The following is a 21,733-nucleotide window of genomic DNA, read 5'->3' as shown; positions in this document are numbered from 1 at the left end:
GCTATAGAAAGTTACAATGTAATTTTTTTATAAAAGTATAAAAAGTATCTTTGTCTAAATAAAAAGATAAAGATGTTTTCAAAATTAGCCTATTCCGTTTTTGAACAAAGTATAAAAGATTATCACCAATTTGATAATGTAGATCAACCGATAAACAATCCTTATCCTAAGGAACAGTTTGAGCATTTATTGTACCTAAAAAACTGGATTGACACTGTTCAATGGCATTTTGAAGACATTATTCGTGATCCACAAATTGATCCTGTTGCGGCTTTGACTTTGAAAAGAAGAATTGATGCTTCTAATCAGGAGCGTACTGATATGGTAGAATATATTGATAGTTATTTTCTCCAAAAATACAGCAAAGTAGTTGTAAAAGACAATGCTAAAATTAACTCAGAAAGTCCAGCCTGGGCATTTGACAGATTATCAATTTTAGCTTTAAAAATTTACCACATGGCCGAGGAAGCCAATCGTGCAGAGGCTTCGCAAGAACACAGAGATAAATGTCAGGAAAAACTAAACGTACTTTTAGAACAAAGAACAGATTTATCAACAGCCATTGATGATTTGTTGACTGATATTGAAAATGGAGATAAATTCATGAAAGTGTACAAGCAAATGAAAATGTACAATGACGACGAATTGAATCCTGTTTTATACCATGGGAAGAAATAATTGAAAAGTCAGTTGACTCCAAAAATAAAGCATATCGCCGTCATGAGACTCTCCGCAATGGGAGATGTCGCCATGACGGTTCCTGTTTTACGAGCCTTTGTAAAACAGCATCCTACCGTTCAAATTACGGTGGTTTCCCGTCCTTTTTTCAAGCCTTTTTTTGACAGAATTCCGAATCTCTCTTTTTTGGCTTTTGATGAAAAAGAACGTCATAAAGGTTTTTTAGGTTTACTGCGTTTGTTTACTGATTTGAAACAATTAAAAATCGACGCTTTTGCCGATTTGCATAATGTACTTCGCTCTAAAGTGGTACGAACACTTTTTGCTTTAAGCGGAAAAAAAGTAGCCGCCGTTGACAAAGGGCGTGAAGCTAAAAAAGCATTAACCGCTCTTGAAAACAAGGTTTTTAAACGACTCCCAACAATGTTTGAGAACCATACTCAGGTATTTGAAAAATTAGGTTTTGCCATTGATTTATTGAATCCTGAATTTCCTAAAAAAGCGGTTTTAAGTGCTGAAATTATTTCGATAATAGGTGAAAACAATCAGAAATTAATCGGAATTGCTCCTTTTGCACAATATGATTCTAAAGTATATCCTTTGGATTTAATGCAGGAAGTGATTTCGAGATTAGCAGAAAATAAAAATCATACTATTTTGCTTTTTGGCGGAGGAAAAAAAGAAATTGAAATCTTAGATTCTATTTCGTCTTCATACGAAAACGTCATCAATATGGCGGGAAAAATCAAATTTCAGCAGGAATTAGAACTCATCAGCAACCTCGATGTAATGCTTTCTATGGATTCTGGAAATGCACATATTGCGGCCATGTTAGGGGTAAAAGTAGTCACACTTTGGGGTGCTACACATCCTTTTGCTGGATTTTCACCTTTTAATCAACCACTGGAAAACGCCTTGGTTTCCGATAGAAATTTGTTTCCTAAATTACCCACTTCTGTTTACGGGAACAAAAAAGTTGAAGGTTATGAAGATGCTATGCGAACAATTACAGTTGATTCAATTGTGAAAGTTTTAAATTAGTGTAAACAAGTATATTGTACTTTTTCCAGATTTTACAGGACTTTACAGTTGTATTTTTTTGAAAGAATAACTTTACCAATAATTTAACAAATAGCTTTTGATTTATAAGTGTAAAAAATACTATTTTGGCTCTCTTGTGAGTTAGGTCTTACGACTCAGGGTGTAATACTATAAAAAAGAACTATTTATGCAAAGAATTACCGGATTAATTACAATTTTGTTTTTTTTCTCTTTTTCAGCTTTTTCTCAAAAAGCCAATATTTCGGGTGTTTTAACCGATGGAAATGACAAAACAGCCGTTCACAATTCGGTCGTGGCGTTATTAACTCCAATAGATTCTATTCTGTACAGATTTACCCGATCGGACAAAGAAGGAAAATTTAATCTAAAAAATGTAAAACCGGGAAATTACATACTGATGACTTCTCATAATCAATATGCGGATTATGTTGATGAAATAATGGTTAATGAAGGCGAAAAAAAATTGGGAACTATCGCTTTGAAAAATAAAATAGAACTGCTTCGAGAAGTAATTGTAAAGTCGGGTTCAATCAGGATTAAAGGAGATACTACCAGCTACAGAGCAAGTGATTTTAAAGTGGATGCTAATGCCAATGTTGAAGAATTACTTAAGAAATTGCCCGGAATTCAGGTGGATAAAAACGGAACTATAAAAGCCATGGGAGAGACCGTCCAAAAAGTATTGGTTGATGGCGAAGAATTCTTTGGTGATGATCCGGGTATGGCTGTTAAAAATTTACGGGCGGATGCAGTGAAAGAAGTTCAGGTTTTTAACAAAAAAAGCGATCAGGCTGAGTTTACAGGAATAGATGATGGCAATTCTAAGAAAACAATCAATCTGAAATTAAAAGAAGATAAGAAGAAAGGGTATTTTGGTAAAATTGATGGAGCCAATCAGCCGTTTACAGATGCCGATTCCAGATACAACAGTAATCTGATGTTTAGCAGTTTTAAGGGGAAAAGAAAGCTTTCGGCATTTTTATTAAATGGAAATACAGGTCAGGATGGTTTGAACTGGGAGGACAGCGAGAAATTTGGAGCTCGTGAGAACAATTTCAGTATGAATATGGACGACGACGGAAATGTAAATTATGAATGGGTAGGAGGTAATAATGATGGAGAACCTTATATTAATACTCAAAATGGTTTTATCAAAAACACCAATGCCGGTTTGCAGTACAGCAATAAATGGAATGATAAACAAACGCTTAATGTATCTCCAAAATTCAATAAGCAAATTTACACTAATAACAACAGTAGAATTTCGCAAACACAGGTGGGAGATACTCAACTAAATGAAGACAGAACCACGGTAACTAATGTTGACAGGAGTAATTTTAAACTCAATGCTACTTACGATGTAAAATTAGACTCGCTAAATTCAATAAAATTTACAGCCAGAACTAATTTTTATAATACGGAAAGCGATGAATTTACAGATGGAATTACTACCGGAAATGATGGAGTTTTAAAAAATAAACAGCAAAGATTGTTTACTACAAATTCGGATAAATCCTCTTTGTATGCCGGTATGCTGTTCAAACACAAGTTTGCCAAAGCCCGACGTACATTTTCTGTAAATAGCAGTTGGAGTCTTTTGAATACCAATTCAAATAACTTTTTAAAGTCTTCTAACGAAAGTTATGTTGATGGAGTTCTTGATTCTAAAGTGGATGTGGATCAAAATAAAATAGGCGATCGTTCCAATCAAAATTTTTCAGCCAATTTTACTTATTCGGAACCCATTGCTAAACAATTCTCACTTCAGTTTGCTTACCAAATTGCTTTTGATAAGGGAAAAAACAATTATTTCACCTATGATTATTCCGAAGATACAGGTAAATATGATGAAATAGTGACTTCGTTATCCAATCAGTTTGAGCAAACAGTAATTACCCAGAGACCCAATTTAAAGTTGAGTTACAATGCTAAAAAAATCAATTACAGTATTGGAAGTGGTTTCGGGTTTACAACTTTCGATTTGTTAGATAAAACTATGGACAAACAATACAAACGCAATTATACTAACTTTTTTCCTTCGGCAAGTTTCTCCTACAGGTACAAAAGCAACAGCGACTTACGTGTGAATTATCAGGGAGCAACCCGTCAGCCTACTCTGGAACAATTACAGCCTTTGACAAACAATCAGGACTTTTTTAATCAAACTTTAGGAAATCCTGATTTAAAACAGTCTTTTACCAATAGTGTGAACATTTATCAGAATAGTTATGATATGCTGACCGAAACTCAAATTTATCAGGGGCTTTCTTTTAGTACAACGAGCAATTTAATTACTTATAGCAGAGTGATAGATCCGGAAACAGCCAAAACAGTTTCCAAACCAATAAACACTAATGGCAATTTTTCAGGAAATTTCTATTTTGGATATGGATTTAAAGTAAAAAAGATAAACTTAAATGTTAATCTTAATCCATCCGTTAATTACAGTAAAACAGTACTTAGCATTAATGATAAAATAGGTAATTCTAAGAATTTAAACACAGGATTTGGCGTTTATTTATACAAATCAAAAGAAAAGAAATACGATCTTAGTTTGAGTAACCGATTTTCGTTTAATCGAAACAGTACCACTCAAAATGATGAAATCAAATCGTTTAACACCAATAATTTGAATCTGGATATAGGCGTTTATTTAGATGAAAAATGGAAACTATCAACCGATTATAATTTGAATACCCGACAAAAAACAATCGATTTTCAGGATAATTTAACTAATCAGTTGTGGAATGCAAGGTTACAGCGTACTTTCAAAAAAGACGAGTTTACAGCTTATATTTTGATTAGGGATATTTTAAATCAAAATATAGGAATTCAAAGAAATGTTTACGAAAATACCATTAGTCAGGAACAAAACGATAGACTCAAAAGATATGTCATGGTAGGTTTTACCTGGAATTTTAAAAACGGTGGCGGAACATCCCAAAAATAAATTCAAAGACAATTTCACAACTCATAACTTATAAACGATGAAAACAATATATTTTTTTATAACCGTACTCATTTTTACAACTACCATAAGAGCGCAGCAATTTGTAGATAAGGCTGTAATTGAATATGAGGTAAGTACCAATCTCAAAAAAACAATGAGTAATGATAGTTGGGACGAAATGATGAAAGACAATCTTTCTGATCTTAAAATTTCTTATTTCAACTATACTTTTGAAGACAATAAAAGCATATTCAAATTTGACAGATGGAACCCAAAAACAAGAGTTCCAAAATACTACAAAGAGGTCGATGAAGAAAATATTTGGTATTTTGATTTTACTTCCGGGACAATGAACATGCAAAAACAGATTGTTGGAACTAATTTTGTTATAGCCGATAGTATTCCAAAAATTGAATGGAAAATTACCAATGAAAACAGAGAAATAGCCGGATATAATTGCCGAAAAGCCGTTGGCAAAATAATGGACGACGTATATGTATTTGCTTTTTACACGGATGATATTACCATTTCGGGCGGTCCCTGTTCTATCAGTGGTTTGCCAGGTATGATTTTAGGGCTTACCATACCACGATTATATACTTCTTATATTGCGACTAAAGTTGATGTGACTTTTGCTAATGCAGCTGATATAAAACCCATCGCAGCCAAAAAGACCTATGATTTTGTAGGACTGAAAACATTGATTGAAGAAAAAACAAAGGAGTGGTTCAGCTATGGCGAGGATAAAGAAGAAAACAAAAGGCAAAAAAACATGTTTTTGTGGAATGCTTTCTTGTAGTCATTGCGAGGAACGAAGCAATCTCATTTTGTTACTCTCGACATGTGATTGCTTCGTTCCTCGCAATGACTTACAAATAGATCTTTTCATCCCGGCATCTCTCATAAATATAATTCTTTAGATTCGAAATAGTTTCCTGATAATCAGGTGGAGGATAACCAAAGCGTTCGTGTTCCATTTGCTCTTTTTCGACGGCATTGCAGCCTTTAATGACTTCTTTGATCATATCGAGCATAGGGAGTTCTTTATTGTCAGTTTTTTGAAATTTAAACTCAACAATTTCATCCTGTAATTCCTCACAATATGCGATAAGTTGCATTACTTCCGGTTCGTCAAGAAGAGAAGGATTGTTTTTGAATATTTCCCGAATGGATTTCATGGTATGAAGACTTGAAATGATTAGTGTTTATATTTTAGTTTTTTATTCTGTTAAATAATCTGATGTTTTTTCATTCCAAAAACATTTTATACATCTTCCGTTTTCAAATTCGTGTTTACAATTAGTATATCCATATAATTTATGGGCACAGTCAGGACATAAACTCAACATTTCCGAACTATCTTTATAGTATTCTGATTCGCATTCATTACAAATTTTTATTTCTCGGTACATCAGCTAATTATTTTATATTAGTTTAACGATGAGATACATTAAACAACAAACCGAAAGAAGAAGAGAAAGTAAAGAAAGTCTTGTTTGTTGATTAATTTTTTTACCATATCCTTCTCTTTCTACATTGTTCCATTCTTGTTCTCCAGTTGCATATCTATGTATTTCCATTTGTCTTATATCAATGTAAATCATAAATACCATATTTAATATTGGGAATATAATTGTCCAAAGTTTTACGTGAGGATTATCGTTAGGAAATGTTCCAAGAACTAAAAATGCACCAATTAAAATATTATTAAAATTAAATATTTTATCATGTACTCTGTCAAAAGTATTTTGAATCTGGTTTGTTGCAAATTCAACACGTCTATCTGATTTGTCAAATAGTTTATTAGTTTCTTCCATCATTTCAGAAGTTCGCTGTCGAATATTTATTTCAACAAGCGATTTATCAATTTGCTTTAATATTGTTAATATTTCTTCATCCATAATGTTTCCATTTACCTTAAATATTCGCTAATATAAGAAAAACCCCAACATCCCTAAAACAAAAAAACTTCCCTTTTCAGAGAAGTTTTAGTTATTGGAATTTTAAAGATTATACATCATCAAAATCTACATAAATAGTGTCCGATGTTGGATGTGCCTGACAGCTCAGGATTAAACCTTCGGCAATTTCTTTATCGGTAAGGATGGAGTTTTTCTTCATTTCGGCGCTTCCTTCGGTTACGCGACAAAGACAGCTGCTGCAAATTCCGCCCTGGCAAGAATATGGCGCATCGATTCCTTGTTTTAAGGCTGCTTCCAGAATGGTTTGTTTTTGGGACATTTCGAACGAAGTTTCTTCATCGTCCACCATAACAGTAATTTTTGAGTGTCCGCTCAAATCTTTGATTTCATTTTCAAAAGCCGAAGCTGTAAAAAGCTCAAACTTTATAGCCGAATCTTTTACGTTTTTCTCTTTTAAAATGCCAGATACGGTATCTATCATTTGTTCAGGACCACACAAATAGAATTTTTCAAATTCTATGGCAGCGTGTTTGTTGTTCAAAACATAATTCACTACCGATTTGTCAATTCGACCAAATAAAGCTTCATCAGCCTTAGCCTGGCTATAAACATAATGAACTAATAATCGGCTTACATATTGCAGGTGTAAATCGTGTAATTCCTGGTGAAAAATGGTTTCTTCGGGCGATTTGTTTCCGTAAACCAGCACAAAAGAACTCTTAGGTTCACTTTTTAAAACCGATTTGATGATAGATAAAACAGGCGTAATTCCGCTTCCGGAAACGAAGGCCACATAGTTTTTTTGTCGGTTAGTATCAGGTTCAAAAGTGAATTTTCCTTCTGGTTTTCCTACTTCAAGGACATCGCCTGCCTTTAGTTGGCTATTGGCAAATTGAGAAAACAAACCATCTTTAACGGCTTTCACAGCAATACGCAATTCGCCACTTTCAGGCGAAGAACAAATGGAATACGCACGACGAATTTCTTTTCCGTCCAATGTTAATCGGATGTTTACGTATTGTCCCGCGATGAATTTATAGTTGTCTTTTAATTCTTCAGGTACATTAAAAAGGATAGAAACAGCAGCGACAGTTTCTCTTTTAACCTCTTTTATAATGAGTTTAAGAAAATTTGGCATGTGATATAATTTTTTACAAAAATAGAAAACGCTACATAATTAAGATACTGAATTTGTGGAATATTTTGCGGAATCATTAATTTTGATTCCCTAAAACAAGCTTATCTGAAAGTTCAGTTTCAAAAAAGTAGCTTTTTTACTAGTCTTAATTTTTTGTTATTGTATTTAAACAGTTGATTTTGATTTTTTTGAGAATTTAGATAAGAATTTTAAAAGTGTATTTTGATTAATTTCAAAACTACTCAAAAGCTTTTCCGGCTTTAAATTTCTATATTTCAAAAAGAAACGTATTTTTACCAGTCATTATACTAAAAAAACTTTTTAAAAGTTTAATGATAAAACCAGCGAATCATTGAAAACCAACAAAATTAAATATTCAATTCCCCTAGGGTGTTTGTGTATTTTGGTAGCTTGTTCTACCAGGAATGATACTTTTTTGGCTCGAAATTCACATGCTTTAAGTACAAAATATAACATTTTGTACAACGGTCAAATAGGATTAGACAAAGGAATTAAAGGTATTGAGGCCAGCAACGAAGATAATTTCTGGGAGCGTTTGTCTATTGAACCCATGCACATCAATGAAGATATTGTAGTAGATACCACAAAAAATGCCGATTTTAAATTGGCAGAAACCAAAGCGACCAAGGCTATTCAAAAACATTCGATGAACATTGGCGGCAGGGAGCGCAATTCTCAAATTGACGAAGCGTATTTATTGTTAGGAAAATCCCGTTACTACGATCAACGATTCATTCCGGCACTGGACGCTTTTAATTATATTTTATACAAATATCCTAACAGCAGCCGAATAGAAGAAGCTAAAATTTGGCGTGAAAAAACCAATATGCGTTTAGGCAACGATGCTTTGGTGGTGAAAAATATCAGCAAAATGCTCAAAGATCACAAACCTAAAAAACAGGTTTTGGCTGATGCCAATGCGCTTTTGGCGGCTTCTTTTTTAAATTTAGAAGAAAAAGACAGTGCGATTGTTACATTAAAAAAAGCCGTGATTTTTACCAAACGCAATAATGAAAAAGCCAGATACCGTTTTATTTTGGGGCAATTGCATGAGGAAATGGGTCAAAATGAAATTGCAAAAGAGTATTATCAGGCGGTGATTAAGATGAATCGTAAATCAGACAGGAAATACATGATGCAATCGCAGGTCAGATTAGCTGCATTGTTTGATTATCAAAATGGTGATAAAATGGCCTTTGATGAGAAATTCCATAAATTGTTAGAAAACCGTGAGAACCGTCCTTTTTTGGATATTTTAAATTACCAGATGGGTGTTTTCTATGACAAGCAAGACAAGGACGAAAGGGCTTTAGAATATTACAATGCTTCTTTAAAAAAGGCTCAATCCGATAATTATTTAATAGCGTCCGATTACAGAAATATAGGAAACATGTATTTTAAAAATGCACGTTATCCGCTTGCGGCTAAATATTACGACAGTACTTTGGTAAAACTGAATCCTAAAACCAGAGAGTTTATTCACATTGAAAAAGTGCGTAAAAATCTCGATGAAGTAATTTTCTATGAAGACATAGCCACCAGAAACGACAGTATTCTACATATAGTTTCATTACCTGAATCCGGGAAAATAGCTTATTTTGACGGTTACATAGAGAAGTTAAAAAAATCAGATGAAGCCAAAAGAATTTTAGAGGAGAAAGAAGCCGAAAAGCAAAAAAATATCGAAAGAAACAGTCAGTCTTCGGTTGCTGATGCTGCTAAATCAGCTAATCCTGCTGCTAAAACGCCATTTGCTCCGCCATCTATGGCGAGCATTCAAACAGAAAACAGCTTTTATTTTTACAATCCTTCCACGGTGTCTTTTGGGAAAATTGCCTTTAAGAAAAATTGGGGGAAACGCGTTTCAACAGGATTTTGGAGAGTTAGTTCCTCAATTAATTTGAATCCGAATAATGCAATTGCTAACGATTCACTTAGCGTTCAGGAACAGGAAGTAGTGGCTGAGAAAGTTTCGAAAGAAAAAGAAGTTGAACCTAAATACACGGCTGATTTTTATTTAAAACAGCTTCCCGTAGCAGTGACAGCTATTGACAGCATTGCCAAAGAGCGCAATGATGCTTATTATCAGTTAGGTGTTATTTATAAGGAAAAGTTCAAAGAATATGATTTGGCTGCAAAAAAATTAGAACAATTATTAGCCAATCAACCCGTAGAAAAATTAGTACTTCCTAGCTTATATAATTTGTATAAAATTTATCAAGTTACAAATAATGAAAAAGCTGAGGAAATCAGGAACAAAATTATAAGTCAATATCCAAATTCGCGGTATGCTCAAATTTTAAACAATTCGAATGTGATAGTTGAGGAAGGAAGTCCCGAGGAGGTTTATAAAAAATTATATCAGCAATACAACAACGAAGAATTTGATGCTGTTTCGGCCAAAGTGGACGGATTAATCAATCAGTTTTCGGGTGAAGAAGTGGTACCTAAATTTGAACTTTTAAAAGCCAATACCATTGGAAAACAAAAAGGATTAGTTGCTTATAAAACTGCATTGGAATTTGTGGCAGCGACTTATCCAAATACCGAAGAAGGTAAAAAGGCACATAGCATTCTGGCAGAGCAAATACCGTCATTAGAACAAATGGATTTTGATTTTAAAGAGTCCACTCATTGGAAGATATTGTATCCGGTAGCTCTAAATGCTGCTAATGATAAAAAAACAATAGAGGAAAAAATCAGTAAGTTTATTAATGCTGAGAATGCTCAAAAATTAAATCTGGCTTATAATTCCTATGCTGAAAACCAGGGATTTGTAATCGTTCAGGGTATTTCCACACAGGAATATGCCACGAGTGTAGCAGGAGTTTTAAAAGAAAATCCAAGTTATCAAATCACAACTGTTCCTATAATTATTTCGAACGAAAATTATAAAATAGTTCAAATCAAGAAAAATCTAAACTCATATTTAGAAGCCAAAAAATAATTGCAATGTTTAATAAAAAAGAAAAACCCTATACCGAGCTTTTAGGTAAAACTAATAGAATCGTTGAAGGAACCATTATAAAAGGAGATATTATTTCGAAGGCTGATTTTAGATTAGATGGCGAATTAATAGGGAATTTTCAATCTATGGGTAAGTTAGTTATAGGCCCTACAGGAAGTGTTACGGGAGATGTTAGTTGTAAAAATGCTGATATTGAAGGGAAATTTAACGGAACAATTATAGTAGCCGAATTATTAAATATTAAATCCAAAGCAAGTATTCAGGGCGATGTTACCGTGGGAAAATTAGCAGTAGAACCAGGAGCCGATTTTTCTGCCTCCTGTACAATGAAAGAAAGTCAAAACATATCAAGTGATGGAAACGAATCCTAACGATAAAAAGCCTGGTAAATGGCTCGCTTTGATTAATATTCCCATACAAATGGGAGTAATCATTTTTTTGTTTGCATATTTAGGTGACTGGCTCGACGAAAATCATCCGCATCCTAAGATTTATTACAACAAAATATTTGTCATGATAGGGGTGTTCTTAGCATTGTATAATGTAATAAGGCAGGTTAACGAGATTAATAAAGATAAAGAATGAACCGTCTTTTCCGGACAAAACAACAATTATGATTTTAAAAAATTACAAGTCTCTTCTCTTTTTATTTATTTCGGTAGTTGTAGCTTATGTAGTGCATCAATTGGTTTTTTATTTTTTCAAAATCGACCAGCAGACGTTTTATTACAGTTTAGAGCAGTTGTATGGCATCTTTTTTATATTGTCTTTTGTGATTGTTTTTATTCTTTTAATGATAAAAAAACGCAATTTTGATCAGTTGGGAATGTCTTTTTTGTTGTTAACCAGCAGTAAACTTGTTTTCTATTATTTACTCCTAAAGCCGATTTTGAATAGGACTCATTATGACATTAGAATTGAGAAGATAAATTTTTTTGTACTATTTGTCCTTTTTTTGACAATTGAGACTGTTCTAACTATAAGAATATTAAGCAAAAAGCCTTAAAAAAGAGCCTTAAATCAGAGATTAAAAAAAATATATTTTTATATCCTTTTAGATGTAAATAAAAAATGTACCTTTGCGCCAAATTTTAGAAACGTAAATATAACATATTTAGTAATTATGGTGATTTTAAAGAGACCACTTAGATTTATAATAGCAACATTTTTAGCGTGTCTTCCATTGGTAAGTTTTGCAAATCAAGAAGTTGATTCGGCACAAGTAAAGGTAGAAGCCACTCACGAAGTAGCAGCCGAGGGGCATCATGAAGGAGCTCATGCTGAACCAACAGATTTAAAATCTAAAATTAAAGCGTTCATTGGTCACCACGTTTTGGATTCTCATGATTTTTCATTAACTCAGGATGATGAGACAGGAGAAAGCTGGGGTTTTCCATTGCCTGTAATTTTATGGGACAATAATGAATTACACGTTTTTTCTTCTGCAAAATTCCATCACGGAAAAGAAGTAGCAGAATCTAAAGGTAACTTTTATGCTATCAATCATCATGATGGTAAAATTTACAGAACAGATGCTTCAGGAACAATTACTGAGGATGAAGAAACTGGTTTCCCGACTAATGTTCGTCCTATTGACTTTTCAATTACTAAAACAGTAGTTTCAATTATTGCTGCTGCTTTATTAATGTTTTTCATTTTTACTAATTTGGCTAAATCTTACGCTAAAAACGGAGGAATTGCTTCTGGAGTAGGTCGTATTTTTGAACCATTAGTAGTATATGTTCGTGACGAAATAGCTATCCCAAACATTGGTGAGAAAAAATATAAAAACTATATGAGTTATTTATTGACAATCTTCTTCTTTGTATTGTTCTTAAATATCTTCGGATTAACTCCACTAGGAATTAATGCTACTGGTAACTTAACAATTACTTTCTCGTTAGCATTTTTAACTTTCCTAATTACTAACTTAACAGCTAATAAAAACTATTGGGGACACATTTTCTGGATGCCGGGTGTGCCAAAACCAATGCGTATTATCTTAGCGCCAATTGAATTGTTAGGTGTTTTCATTAAACCTTTCTCATTAATGATACGTTTGTACGCAAATATTTTTGCAGGACACATTGTATTGATGAGTATTATCGCTTTAATGTTTATCTTTAAAAGCTGGATTGGAAGTCCGTTATCTTTTGGGTTAGCATTTGCACTTTCTATTCTTGAAATTTTAGTTGCATTCTTGCAGGCTTATATTTTCACAATGTTATCGGCACTTTATTTTGGTGCGGCTGTTGAAGAACACCACCACGAAGAAGGTCACCACTAAAATGTTTATTGTTTGTTGTTTGTTGTTTAGAGTTTGTTGTTTCGCAACGATAAACCATAAATCACAAACGATAAACCCAACAAAGAATGTTTAATTTTTAATATATATATCATGGAAATTCCACAAATTATTGGAGCTGGATTAATCGTTATCGGAGCAGGTTTAGGTATTGGTAAAATTGGTAGTTCAGCAATGGACGCTATTGCTCGTCAACCAGAAGCTTCAGGAAAAATCCAAACAGCTATGCTTATCGCTGCTGCACTTATTGAAGGTATTGGTTTCGCAGCTTTATTCGCAGCTTAATTAAAACTAAAAAAAGACAATAGTTGCAACGGTTGGTTGTAACTATTGCTTTTAAAATTAAAACATTACATTGCAGCAATGCAACAAGATTAAATTTAGAATATAAAACTTAGAATTATATATAATGGAAAAGTTAATAAATCAGTTTGAGTTTGGTTTGTTTTTTTGGCAAGTATTAATATTTGTTGGATTAATATTATTATTGAAAAAATTCGCTTGGAAACCTATTCTTGATGCAGTTAATGAAAGAGAAGAAGGAATCAAAAACGCATTAGAATCTGCTGAAAATGCTAGAAAAGAAATGCAAAATTTGCAAGCTGACAATCAAAGAATTTTGAACGAGGCAAGAGCTGAGCGTGATGCTATGTTGAAAGAAGCTCGTGAGATGAAAGAGAAAATGATTGCTGATGCTAAAGGTGAAGCTCAGGCACAAGGTGAGAAAATGATTGAGCAGGCTAAAGCAGCAATTAACAGCGAAAAAAATGCAGCTATGGCTGAATTGAAATTGCAGGTTTCTACTTTGTCATTGAGTATCGCAGAGAAATTATTGAAAGACGAATTATCTAACACTGAAGCTCAAACTAAATTAGTTGAGAAAATGTTAGGTGACGTAAAGCTAAACTAATATTATGGCAGGTACAAGAGCAGCAATTCGTTACGCAAAAGCGATTCTTAGTATGGCAGACTCAATAGGAGTTGCTAACGAGATTAATAACGATATGATTTTAATTGCTTCAACTATTAAAGGAAACTCTGAATTAAATGCGTTTATTCAAAGTCCAACAATAAGTGTTGAGGTAAAAGAAAATGCACTATTGGAAGTTTTTGCTAATGTTAATGGCGTTACTAAAGGTTTCTTTCATTTATTATTTGAAAATAAAAGATTTGAAATCCTTGAAGCTATTGCAGTAGCATATTCTGAATTATTTGATGAGGCTAATGGTTTAGAAGTAGCTATAGTAACTACTGCTATCCCTTTGGATGCTGATTTAGAAGCTAAAGTTTTGGCTAAAATTGCATCTTTGTCAGATAAAAAAGTAACAATTGAAAATGTAGTAGATCCTGCTATCATTGGAGGATTTATTTTAAGAATAGGCGATAAGCAATACAATGCTTCAATTGCTAACAGATTACAAGTATTAAAAAGAGAATTAAGTAACTAGTTTTATTGCACATTAAGTGTCTAAATTATAAATTAAGATGGCGGAAATCAAACCTGCTGAAATTTCAGCAATATTAAGAAAGCAAGTAGAAGGTTTTGAATCTGGCGCTACGCTAGAGGAGGTAGGAACGGTACTTCAAGTTGGAGATGGTATTGCTCGTATTTACGGGCTTTCGAATGTACAATATGGAGAGTTAGTAGAATTTGAAAATGGTCTTGAGGCTATTGTATTGAATCTTGAAGAAGATAACGTAGGTGTGGTACTTTTAGGACCATCTACAGGAATCAAAGAAGGTTCTACTGCTAAAAGAACTCAACGTATTGCTTCTCTTAAAGTAGGAGAACAAATGGTAGGACGTGTAGTAAACACTCTTGGTTTTCCAATTGATGGAAAAGGACCAATCGGTGGGGACTTATACGAAATGCCTTTGGAAAGAAAAGCTCCTGGAGTAGTTTTCCGTCAACCAGTTACTGAACCATTACAAACAGGTGTAAAAGCGGTTGATGCTATGATCCCGGTTGGTAGAGGTCAACGTGAGTTGGTTATTGGTGACCGTCAAACAGGTAAATCAACTGTTTGTATTGACACTATCTTAAATCAAAAAGAATTTTATGATGCTGGTAAACCAGTATTCTGTATCTATGTTGCAATTGGACAAAAAGCGTCAACTGTAGCAGGAATTGCAAAAATGTTAGAAGAAAAAGGAGCAATGGCTTATACAGTTATCGTTGCTGCTAATGCTTCTGACCCAGCTCCAATGCAAGTTTACGCTCCATTCGCTGGTGCTGCTATTGGAGAATATTTTAGAGATTCTGGTCGTCCGGCTTTAATTGTTTATGATGATTTATCTAAACAAGCTGTGGCTTACCGTGAAGTTTCTCTTTTATTAAGAAGACCACCGGGACGTGAGGCATATCCTGGAGACGTTTTCTACTTACACTCTCGTTTATTAGAAAGAGCTTGTAAAGTTATCGCTGATGACGGAATTGCTAAAAACATGAATGATTTACCGGATTCTATCAAAGGAATCGTTAAAGGTGGTGGTTCATTAACAGCTTTACCAATTATCGAAACTCAGGCTGGTGACGTTTCTGCCTATATCCCAACAAACGTAATCTCGATTACTGATGGTCAGATTTTCCTTGATGGAGATTTGTTTAACTCAGGGGTTCGTCCGGCAATTAACGTTGGTATTTCTGTATCTCGTGTTGGAGGTAATGCTCAAATTAAATCAATGAAAAAAGTATCAGGTACTTTAAAATTAGATCAGGCTCAATTCCGTGAATTAGAAGCTTTCGCTAAATTTGGTTCTGACCTTGATGCTGTTACTTTAAACGTAATTGAAAAAGGAAAAAGAAACGTTGAAATCTTGAAACAAGGTTTGAATGATCCTTATACTGTTGAAGACCAGGTAGCTATTATCTATGCAGGTTCTAAAAACTTATTAAGAAATGTTCCTGTAAATAAAGTAAAAGAATTTGAGAAAGATTTCTTAGAATTCTTAAACGCTAAGCACAGACCAACTCTTGATGCTTTAAAAGCAGGTAAGTTGACAGACGAAATTACTGATGTAATCGAGACTGTAGCGAAAGAAGTTTCAGCAAAATATAATTAAGATAGAAGTTAGAAGCTGGAAGTAAGAAGTTAAAATCTTACTTCCTACTTCCATCTTCCAACTCCAAACTTTTACAAAAAAATGGCAAATTTAAAGGAAATCCGTAATAGAATTACTTCCGTTTCATCTACGATGCAAATTACATCGGCGATGAAAATGGTATCTGCAGCCAAGCTTAAAAAAGCTCAGGATGCAATTACAGCCATGCGCCCTTATGCCGAAAAATTAACGGAATTATTACAAAATCTTTCTGCAACTCTTGAAGGAGGAACAGGAGAAGAATTTACTACACAACGTGAAGTGAAGAAAGTATTATTAGTAGCGATTACTTCTAACAGAGGTTTGTGTGGTGCTTTTAATTCGAATGTAATTAAGGAAGCTAAAAATCGTTCTGAGTTTTATGCTGGTAAACAAGTTGATATTTTTGCTATTGGTAAAAAAGGAAATGATGTTTTAAGTAAGACAAATACAGTAATTGAAAATCAAAGTGCTGTATTTGATAATTTAACTTTTGATAATGTTGCTGCTATTGCTGAAACATTAACTCAAAAATTTGTTGGTGGTGAGTATGACAGAATTGAATTGATTTATAACCAATTTAAAAATGCTGCTACTCAAATTGTTCAAACAGAACAATTTTTACCATTAGCTCCAGTGAAATCTGATTTGAATGTTGCAGCCGGAGATTATATCTTCGAACCATCTAAAGAAGAAATTGTATTGACCTTGATTCCTAAATCATTGAAAACACAATTGTACAAAGGAATCCGTGATTCATTTGCTTCTGAGCATGGTGCGCGTATGACTGCAATGCACAAAGCAACAGATAACGCTACTGAATTGAGAAATCAATTGAAATTAACATACAACAAAGCACGTCAAGCTGCAATTACTAACGAGATCTTAGAGATTGTTGGTGGAGCAGAAGCTTTGAATGGATAAGAAAAAAGTAATTTTTCTATATAAAAATAGCCTCGTACTTACGGGGCTATTTTTTTTTGAAATTTTTTAAAAAGAAATTAGAATAGGTGTAAAAGCTACACCGATTAAACCAAAGATTTAGTTATTTTTGTTTTCTAAAAAGTATTAAGACATATCATTTTGGGTTTATATAAAAATCTTTTCAAACAAACAGCCATTTACGGACTAGCTACAGTTTTGCCTAGAATGTTTAGTTTTCTGCTGGTGCCACTTTATACCGATTTGCTTCCCAAAGCAGAGTACGGAAAAGTGACTATTATATTTGCCTGGATGATTTTTTTTAATGTGATTCTGGCTTACGGAATGGAAACGGCTTTTTTTAGATTCTACAATAAAGAAGAAGATAAAAAAATAGTGGTCGAAACTTCAATGGTTTCTATTTTTTGGACTACCATAGTGTTTTTATTTGTTGCACTTTTATTCCGAACTACCTTAGCCGATTGGTCCGGAATCGATTCCCAATACATTACCTATACCATTTGGATTTTGACATTGGATGCTCTGGTTATTATTCCTTTTTCAAAACTACGAGCTTTTCAAAGACCGATGATGTATGCCATTATCAAAATTGGAAATGTGTTAGTGAATTTATTATTGAGCATTTTGTTTTTGATTTATTTACCTAAAATGGCAGAATTAAATCCTACGGGTTTAATCAGTTCGTTTTATATAGAAAATTTTCAGGTAGGCTATATCTTTTTGGCAAATATAATTGCCAGTTTATTGACTTTTGTGGTTTTGTCTCCTGATTATGTTTTTCTAAAATGGAAGTTCAATTTTAGTTTGTGGAAAAAAATGATGGTTTATGGGTTACCCATTTTGGTTGCCGGAATTGCTTTTGCCATCAACGAACAATTTGACAAAATTCTTTTAGACCGATTATTACCCCGCAATATTGCTGAAGATGAAGTAGGAGTTTATTCGGCTTGTTATAAGTTAGGTTTGTTCATGGTTTTGTATCGAACGGCTTATACACTTGGTATTGAACCTTTCTTTTTTAGTCATGCTAAAGACGAAAACGCACCACAAACTTATGCAATGGTAACCAAATATTTTGTCATATTCGGTTCGTTTATTATGTTAAGTGTGATTGTTTTTGCCGATTTATTCAAGTTTATAATGATTCGTGACGAATCCTATTGGGTAGCAATGAAGGTGGTGCCGTTGATTATTCTGGCTAATTTTTGTTTGGGAATTTACACGAACCTTTCAGTTTGGTACAAATTGATTGATAAGACTTATATTGGTGCTTATATTTCTATTGTGGGAGCTATCATTACTTTGGTTCTGAATTTCCTGTTAATTCCGTCCATGAGTTATACCGGTTCAGCTATTGCAACATTGGCTGCCTATGGAAGTATGATGTTGATTTCGTATTATCTTGGAAATAAATATTATCCTATTCCTTATGATTTTAACAAAATAGGAGGCTATCTTGGTTTGTCTGTAATTTTCTCAGTAGTTTCATTTTATGGTTTCAGAGAAAATTATTTTGTTGGAATTGCGTTACTGCTTTTGTTTCTCTATTTCATTTACCACAATGAAAAAGAAACGTTGATGAGTATTATGAATCGAAAAAGTAATCAGAAAAAATAAGTGCCACTTATTTCTATATAAAATAAAAAAATGAAAATAAATATTATCAATAAATCACAACATGCCTTGCCTGGTTATGAAACTATAGCTTCGGCAGGAATGGATTTAAGAGCTAATTTAACCGAATCGATAATGCTACAACCTTTAGAAAGAACCATCGTTAAAACAGGTCTTTTTATCGAATTGCCGATAGGTTACGAAGCGCAGGTGCGACCAAGAAGCGGATTGGCATTTAAAAATGGAATTACCGTATTGAACAGTCCCGGAACCGTTGATGCAGATTACCGTGGAGAAATTGGAGTAATTTTAGTTAATTTATCCAATCAGGCTTTTGAAATTCAAAATGGAGAGCGCATTGCTCAACTCATCATAGCCAAACACGAACGTGCCGAATGGGAAGAAGTCATTGAATTGACTGAAACGTCTAGAGGAGCAGGAGGTTTTGGGAGTACAGGCGTAAAATAGGAGCATACAATTCTGATTTAAAAAATAAAGTAAATAACCAACAATAGTGAAATTTTCGGTTCCATTTGTGCCATACATTTGGATTGAAATTTTCATTCAAACTTAAGAACAATGAAAATAATCGTCCCAATGGCTGGTAGAGGTTCTCGCCTACGCCCACATACATTAACCATTCCTAAACCTTTAATTCCAGTTGCCGGAAAACCTATCGTTCATAGATTAGTAGAAGATATTGCCGGTGTTTTGAATCAGGATATTGAAGAAGTTGCTTTTATTATTCACGAAAGTTTTGGCGAAAAAGTAGAGCAGGATTTAATTGCTATTGCCGAAAAACTAGGTGCAAGAGGAACTATTTATTATCAAAATGAAGCTTTGGGAACAGGTCATGCGATTATGTGTGCCAAGGAATCACTTTCTGGTCCGGCGGTAATTGCTTATGCCGATACTTTGATTAGAGCTGATTTTGAATTGGATCCTGCTGCTGATGCGGTGATTTGGGTAAAACAAATTGAAAATCCGGAAGCTTTTGGTGTAGTTAAACTAAACGATAAAAATGAAATCATCGAATTGGTAGAAAAACCAAAGGAATTTGTGAGTGATTTGGCTGTTATTGGAATTTATTATTTCAAAGATATTGCTGTTTTAAAACAAGAATTGCAAAATGTTTTAGACAATAACATCCAAAATGGTGGCGAATACCAAATTAACGATGGTATCAAAAACATGATGGCCAACGGAAAAGTATTTAAAACAGGTGAAGTAAGTGCCTGGATGGATTGCGGAAACAAAAATGTAACTGTTGAAACCAATTCGAGGATGCTTGCTTTCTTAGCAGAAGATAAAGAAAGTTTGGTTTCGCCAAAAGTAAAAATTGAAAATTCGACTATTATTGAGCCTTGTTTTATAGGTGATGATGTGGTTTTAATTAATGCTACTGTTGGTCCAAATGTTTCCCTTGGAAACGGATGCCATGTAGTGGATAGCAGCATCAAAAACAGTTTGGTACAAACTCATGCGCATATTAAAAATGCTAATTTAGACAACGCCATGATAGGAAATCACGCTAGTTTTGATGGTAATTTTACAAGTATAAGTATTGGGGATTATTCGGTTTTAGAATAATGACAATAACTATAAAAATTTACCATTAAGAAAATTAAGTTGATTAAGCTTAATGGCTTAAATTCCTTAATGGTAAAATAATAAAGTGCTTTTGAAATTTAATTGGTAAAAATGAAAAAGGTAATTTCTTTACTGATAATGTTGGTTTTGCTATGCAATTCGGCTTTGTTATGGGGGCAAACGGAACCTGAAGAAATTAAACTCGAAGACAATAAATTTAAAGAATATTTTTTTGAAGCTTTAAAGCAAAAGGCAATTGAAAATCACGATAAAGCCATAACCGCTTTAGAACGTTGCCTGAAATTGGATTCCAATAATGCCACGATTTACCACGAATTAGGCAAAAATTATCTGGCTTTAAAAGAGTATAAAAATGCCTATTCTTCATTCGAAAAAGCCAATTCGATAGACCCCAAAAACAAATGGTTTTTAATTGGTATGTATGATGTGGATTATGAAACCAAGGATTATATCGATGCAATTAAGGTAATTAACAAACTCATTCCGTTTGATCCCAAGTTCAAAGAAGATTTGACTTCCTTGTATATGAATACAGCTGAATTTGATAAAGCTTTATTACTTATCAATGAATTGAATGAAACTGTGGGCAAATCAGAAAGGAGAGAAAATTACAAGCTTCAGATTTTGTCCCAAGGAACTTATCAGGACGCTGAAATAACTAATTTGATAAATCAAATTAATCAATATCCTAAGGAAGAGTCTAATTATATTTCGTTGATTTATTTGTATTCCAAGAAAGATAATTTAGAAAAAGTACTCGAAACGGTTCGAAAGTTAGAAAAAGAAATTCCTAATTCTGAATGGGCTCAGGTGAGTTTATTTAAAGATTATTTAGTTAACAAAGAAAGTCAAAAAGCAATAAAAGCCATGAATACGGTGCTGGCAAGTACAAAAATAGACAGCAAAATAAAACATCGTATTTTTAATGAATTTTTAATTTATGTCAATACTAATCCGCAGTTAGAGACTGATTTAGATAAGGCAATTGCTTATTTTGATGAGGATAAAAATGTTAATGTTGCTAAGGAAGTTGGTAAATATTACCACAACAAAAAGCAATGGGATAAGGCAATAAAGTATTATCTCATGGCACTCAAAAAAACAGGAGAAGCCGACGTAGAAATTAGTTTGCTTTTGATAGATGTATATTCGCAATTGGAGCAATTTGATAAAATTGCTCCAATTGCTAACGAAATGATTGAATTGTATCCGGTTCAGCCTCAATTTTATTATTTTGCAGGATTAGCTTACAATCAGTTGCGAGAGTTTAAAAAAGCGAAGGAAATATTAGAAATGGGCATGGATTATGTAGTGGAAGATGTATCATTAGAAATAGGTTATAATATTCAGTTAGGAGAAGCCTATAATGGTTTAGGAGATAATAATAAAAAAGAGTTCTATTTTTCGAAAGCAAACGAACTATTAAAAAAGCAAAAATAAA

The 21,733-nt window shown here is 33.4% G+C and carries 20 protein-coding genes; 17 read left to right on the top strand and 3 right to left on the bottom strand.

The features are described 5' to 3' along the window. Positions 1 to 72: 72 nt before the first annotated feature. The 4 genes from BIW12_RS06440 (at position 73) to BIW12_RS06425 (ending at position 5,489) form a co-directional block, all read left to right on the top strand. Positions 73 to 678, top strand: a complete 606-nt coding sequence (locus BIW12_RS06440; RefSeq protein WP_071184345.1) for a DUF4254 domain-containing protein — start codon at positions 73 to 75, stop codon at positions 676 to 678. A 42-nt stretch (positions 679 to 720) separates the two neighbouring features. Then, positions 721 to 1,719, top strand: a complete 999-nt coding sequence (locus tag BIW12_RS06435; protein WP_071184344.1) for a glycosyltransferase family 9 protein — start codon at positions 721 to 723, stop codon at positions 1,717 to 1,719. A gap of 187 nt (positions 1,720 to 1,906) precedes the next feature. After that, on the top strand, positions 1,907 to 4,690 hold the full coding sequence (locus tag BIW12_RS06430; protein ID WP_071184343.1) for an outer membrane beta-barrel protein: 2,784 nt from the start codon (positions 1,907 to 1,909) through the stop codon (positions 4,688 to 4,690). Positions 4,691 to 4,727: 37 nt separating this feature from the next. Beyond that, the gene (locus BIW12_RS06425) at positions 4,728 to 5,489 is read left to right on the top strand and encodes a GLPGLI family protein (RefSeq protein ID WP_071184342.1); all 762 of its coding nucleotides are present in this window, start codon (positions 4,728 to 4,730) and stop codon (positions 5,487 to 5,489) included. A gap of 70 nt (positions 5,490 to 5,559) precedes the next feature. Here the strand turns inward: BIW12_RS06425 and BIW12_RS06420 are convergent, their stop codons facing one another. From BIW12_RS06420 to BIW12_RS06410, 3 genes are all read right to left on the bottom strand, one after another. Next, a complete protein-coding gene (locus tag BIW12_RS06420; protein WP_071184341.1) occupies positions 5,560 to 5,868 on the bottom strand; it encodes a hypothetical protein in 309 nt (102 codons plus the stop codon). A 246-nt stretch (positions 5,869 to 6,114) separates the two neighbouring features. Next, positions 6,115 to 6,591, bottom strand: a complete 477-nt coding sequence (locus BIW12_RS06415; protein WP_071184340.1) for a hypothetical protein — start codon at positions 6,589 to 6,591, stop codon at positions 6,115 to 6,117. Positions 6,592 to 6,700: 109 nt separating this feature from the next. Next, the gene (locus BIW12_RS06410) at positions 6,701 to 7,750 is read right to left on the bottom strand and encodes a ferredoxin--NADP reductase (protein ID WP_071184339.1); all 1,050 of its coding nucleotides are present in this window, start codon (positions 7,748 to 7,750) and stop codon (positions 6,701 to 6,703) included. Positions 7,751 to 8,102: 352 nt separating this feature from the next. Between BIW12_RS06410 and porW the strand changes: the two genes are divergently transcribed. The 13 genes from porW (at position 8,103) to BIW12_RS06340 (ending at position 21,732) form a co-directional block, all read left to right on the top strand. After that, positions 8,103 to 10,718 carry a type IX secretion system periplasmic lipoprotein PorW/SprE gene (porW, locus tag BIW12_RS06405; protein WP_071184338.1) on the top strand — a complete coding sequence of 872 codons (2,616 nt, stop codon included), beginning with the start codon at positions 8,103 to 8,105 and terminating at the stop codon, positions 10,716 to 10,718. A 5-nt stretch (positions 10,719 to 10,723) separates the two neighbouring features. Then, on the top strand, positions 10,724 to 11,110 hold the full coding sequence (locus BIW12_RS06400; protein ID WP_071184337.1) for a bactofilin family protein: 387 nt from the start codon (positions 10,724 to 10,726) through the stop codon (positions 11,108 to 11,110). Beyond that, entirely contained in the window at positions 11,094 to 11,324 is a 231-nt protein-coding gene (locus BIW12_RS06395) for an AtpZ/AtpI family protein (protein ID WP_071184336.1), read from the top strand. Before BIW12_RS06400 ends, BIW12_RS06395 begins: the two co-directional genes overlap by 17 nt. Before the next feature lie 538 nt (positions 11,325 to 11,862). Then, positions 11,863 to 13,026, top strand: coding sequence for a F0F1 ATP synthase subunit A (gene atpB, locus BIW12_RS06385; protein WP_071184334.1), 1,164 nt, complete (start codon positions 11,863 to 11,865; stop codon positions 13,024 to 13,026). Positions 13,027 to 13,137: 111 nt separating this feature from the next. After that, complete coding sequence (atpE, locus tag BIW12_RS06380) at positions 13,138 to 13,329, top strand: ATP synthase F0 subunit C (protein ID WP_026712861.1); 192 nt, start codon at positions 13,138 to 13,140, stop codon at positions 13,327 to 13,329. Between the two features lie 124 nt (positions 13,330 to 13,453). Then, on the top strand, positions 13,454 to 13,954 hold the full coding sequence (locus tag BIW12_RS06375) for a F0F1 ATP synthase subunit B (protein ID WP_071184333.1): 501 nt from the start codon (positions 13,454 to 13,456) through the stop codon (positions 13,952 to 13,954). Positions 13,955 to 13,958: 4 nt separating this feature from the next. Further along, complete coding sequence (gene atpH, locus BIW12_RS06370; RefSeq protein WP_071184332.1) at positions 13,959 to 14,492, top strand: ATP synthase F1 subunit delta; 534 nt, start codon at positions 13,959 to 13,961, stop codon at positions 14,490 to 14,492. Positions 14,493 to 14,529: 37 nt separating this feature from the next. After that, positions 14,530 to 16,107, top strand: coding sequence for a F0F1 ATP synthase subunit alpha (atpA, locus tag BIW12_RS06365; RefSeq protein ID WP_071184331.1), 1,578 nt, complete (start codon positions 14,530 to 14,532; stop codon positions 16,105 to 16,107). An 81-nt stretch (positions 16,108 to 16,188) separates the two neighbouring features. Continuing rightward, on the top strand, positions 16,189 to 17,049 hold the full coding sequence (gene atpG, locus BIW12_RS06360) for an ATP synthase F1 subunit gamma (RefSeq protein WP_071184330.1): 861 nt from the start codon (positions 16,189 to 16,191) through the stop codon (positions 17,047 to 17,049). Between the two features lie 159 nt (positions 17,050 to 17,208). Next, the gene (locus tag BIW12_RS06355; protein WP_071184329.1) at positions 17,209 to 18,684 is read left to right on the top strand and encodes a lipopolysaccharide biosynthesis protein; all 1,476 of its coding nucleotides are present in this window, start codon (positions 17,209 to 17,211) and stop codon (positions 18,682 to 18,684) included. A 30-nt stretch (positions 18,685 to 18,714) separates the two neighbouring features. Then, positions 18,715 to 19,149: a dUTP diphosphatase gene (gene dut / locus BIW12_RS06350; protein ID WP_071184328.1), complete on the top strand. Its 435-nt coding sequence runs from the start codon at positions 18,715 to 18,717 to the stop codon at positions 19,147 to 19,149. 111 nt (positions 19,150 to 19,260) lie between these two features. Next, positions 19,261 to 20,271, top strand: a complete 1,011-nt coding sequence (locus BIW12_RS06345; RefSeq protein ID WP_071184327.1) for a sugar phosphate nucleotidyltransferase — start codon at positions 19,261 to 19,263, stop codon at positions 20,269 to 20,271. Positions 20,272 to 20,382: 111 nt separating this feature from the next. Next, positions 20,383 to 21,732 (top strand): tetratricopeptide repeat protein, encoded by a 1,350-nt coding sequence (locus tag BIW12_RS06340; RefSeq protein ID WP_071184326.1) that lies wholly within the window; start codon positions 20,383 to 20,385, stop codon positions 21,730 to 21,732. Position 21,733: the final 1 nt, after the last annotated feature.

Source organism: Flavobacterium commune (assembly GCF_001857965.1).
GTDB classification, from domain to species: Bacteria; Bacteroidota; Bacteroidia; order Flavobacteriales; family Flavobacteriaceae; genus Flavobacterium; species Flavobacterium commune.
The sequence above is the reverse complement of the archived record's forward strand: the minus strand, read 5'-3'. Positions and strand labels throughout refer to the sequence as shown.

Bases quoted from the DNA above. Each gene is read 5' to 3' on its own strand.
- BIW12_RS06440 (WP_071184345.1), top strand. From the start codon at position 73: ATGTTTTCAAAATTAGCCTATTCCGTTTTTGAACAAAGTATAAAAGAT.
- BIW12_RS06435 (WP_071184344.1), top strand. From the start codon at position 721: ATGAGACTCTCCGCAATGGGAGATGTCGCCATGACGGTTCCTGTTTTA.
- BIW12_RS06430 (WP_071184343.1), top strand. From the start codon at position 1,907: ATGCAAAGAATTACCGGATTAATTACAATTTTGTTTTTTTTCTCTTTT.
- BIW12_RS06425 (WP_071184342.1), top strand. From the start codon at position 4,728: ATGAAAACAATATATTTTTTTATAACCGTACTCATTTTTACAACTACC.
- BIW12_RS06420 (WP_071184341.1), bottom strand. From the start codon at position 5,868: ATGAAATCCATTCGGGAAATATTCAAAAACAATCCTTCTCTTCTTGAC.
- BIW12_RS06415 (WP_071184340.1), bottom strand. From the start codon at position 6,591: ATGGATGAAGAAATATTAACAATATTAAAGCAAATTGATAAATCGCTT.
- BIW12_RS06410 (WP_071184339.1), bottom strand. From the start codon at position 7,750: ATGCCAAATTTTCTTAAACTCATTATAAAAGAGGTTAAAAGAGAAACT.
- BIW12_RS06400 (WP_071184337.1), top strand. From the start codon at position 10,724: ATGTTTAATAAAAAAGAAAAACCCTATACCGAGCTTTTAGGTAAAACT.
- BIW12_RS06395 (WP_071184336.1), top strand. From the start codon at position 11,094: ATGGAAACGAATCCTAACGATAAAAAGCCTGGTAAATGGCTCGCTTTG.
- atpB (WP_071184334.1), top strand. From the start codon at position 11,863: ATGGTGATTTTAAAGAGACCACTTAGATTTATAATAGCAACATTTTTA.
- atpE (WP_026712861.1), top strand. From the start codon at position 13,138: ATGGAAATTCCACAAATTATTGGAGCTGGATTAATCGTTATCGGAGCA.
- BIW12_RS06375 (WP_071184333.1), top strand. From the start codon at position 13,454: ATGGAAAAGTTAATAAATCAGTTTGAGTTTGGTTTGTTTTTTTGGCAA.
- atpH (WP_071184332.1), top strand. From the start codon at position 13,959: ATGGCAGGTACAAGAGCAGCAATTCGTTACGCAAAAGCGATTCTTAGT.
- atpA (WP_071184331.1), top strand. From the start codon at position 14,530: ATGGCGGAAATCAAACCTGCTGAAATTTCAGCAATATTAAGAAAGCAA.
- atpG (WP_071184330.1), top strand. From the start codon at position 16,189: ATGGCAAATTTAAAGGAAATCCGTAATAGAATTACTTCCGTTTCATCT.
- dut (WP_071184328.1), top strand. From the start codon at position 18,715: ATGAAAATAAATATTATCAATAAATCACAACATGCCTTGCCTGGTTAT.
- BIW12_RS06345 (WP_071184327.1), top strand. From the start codon at position 19,261: ATGAAAATAATCGTCCCAATGGCTGGTAGAGGTTCTCGCCTACGCCCA.
- BIW12_RS06340 (WP_071184326.1), top strand. From the start codon at position 20,383: ATGAAAAAGGTAATTTCTTTACTGATAATGTTGGTTTTGCTATGCAAT.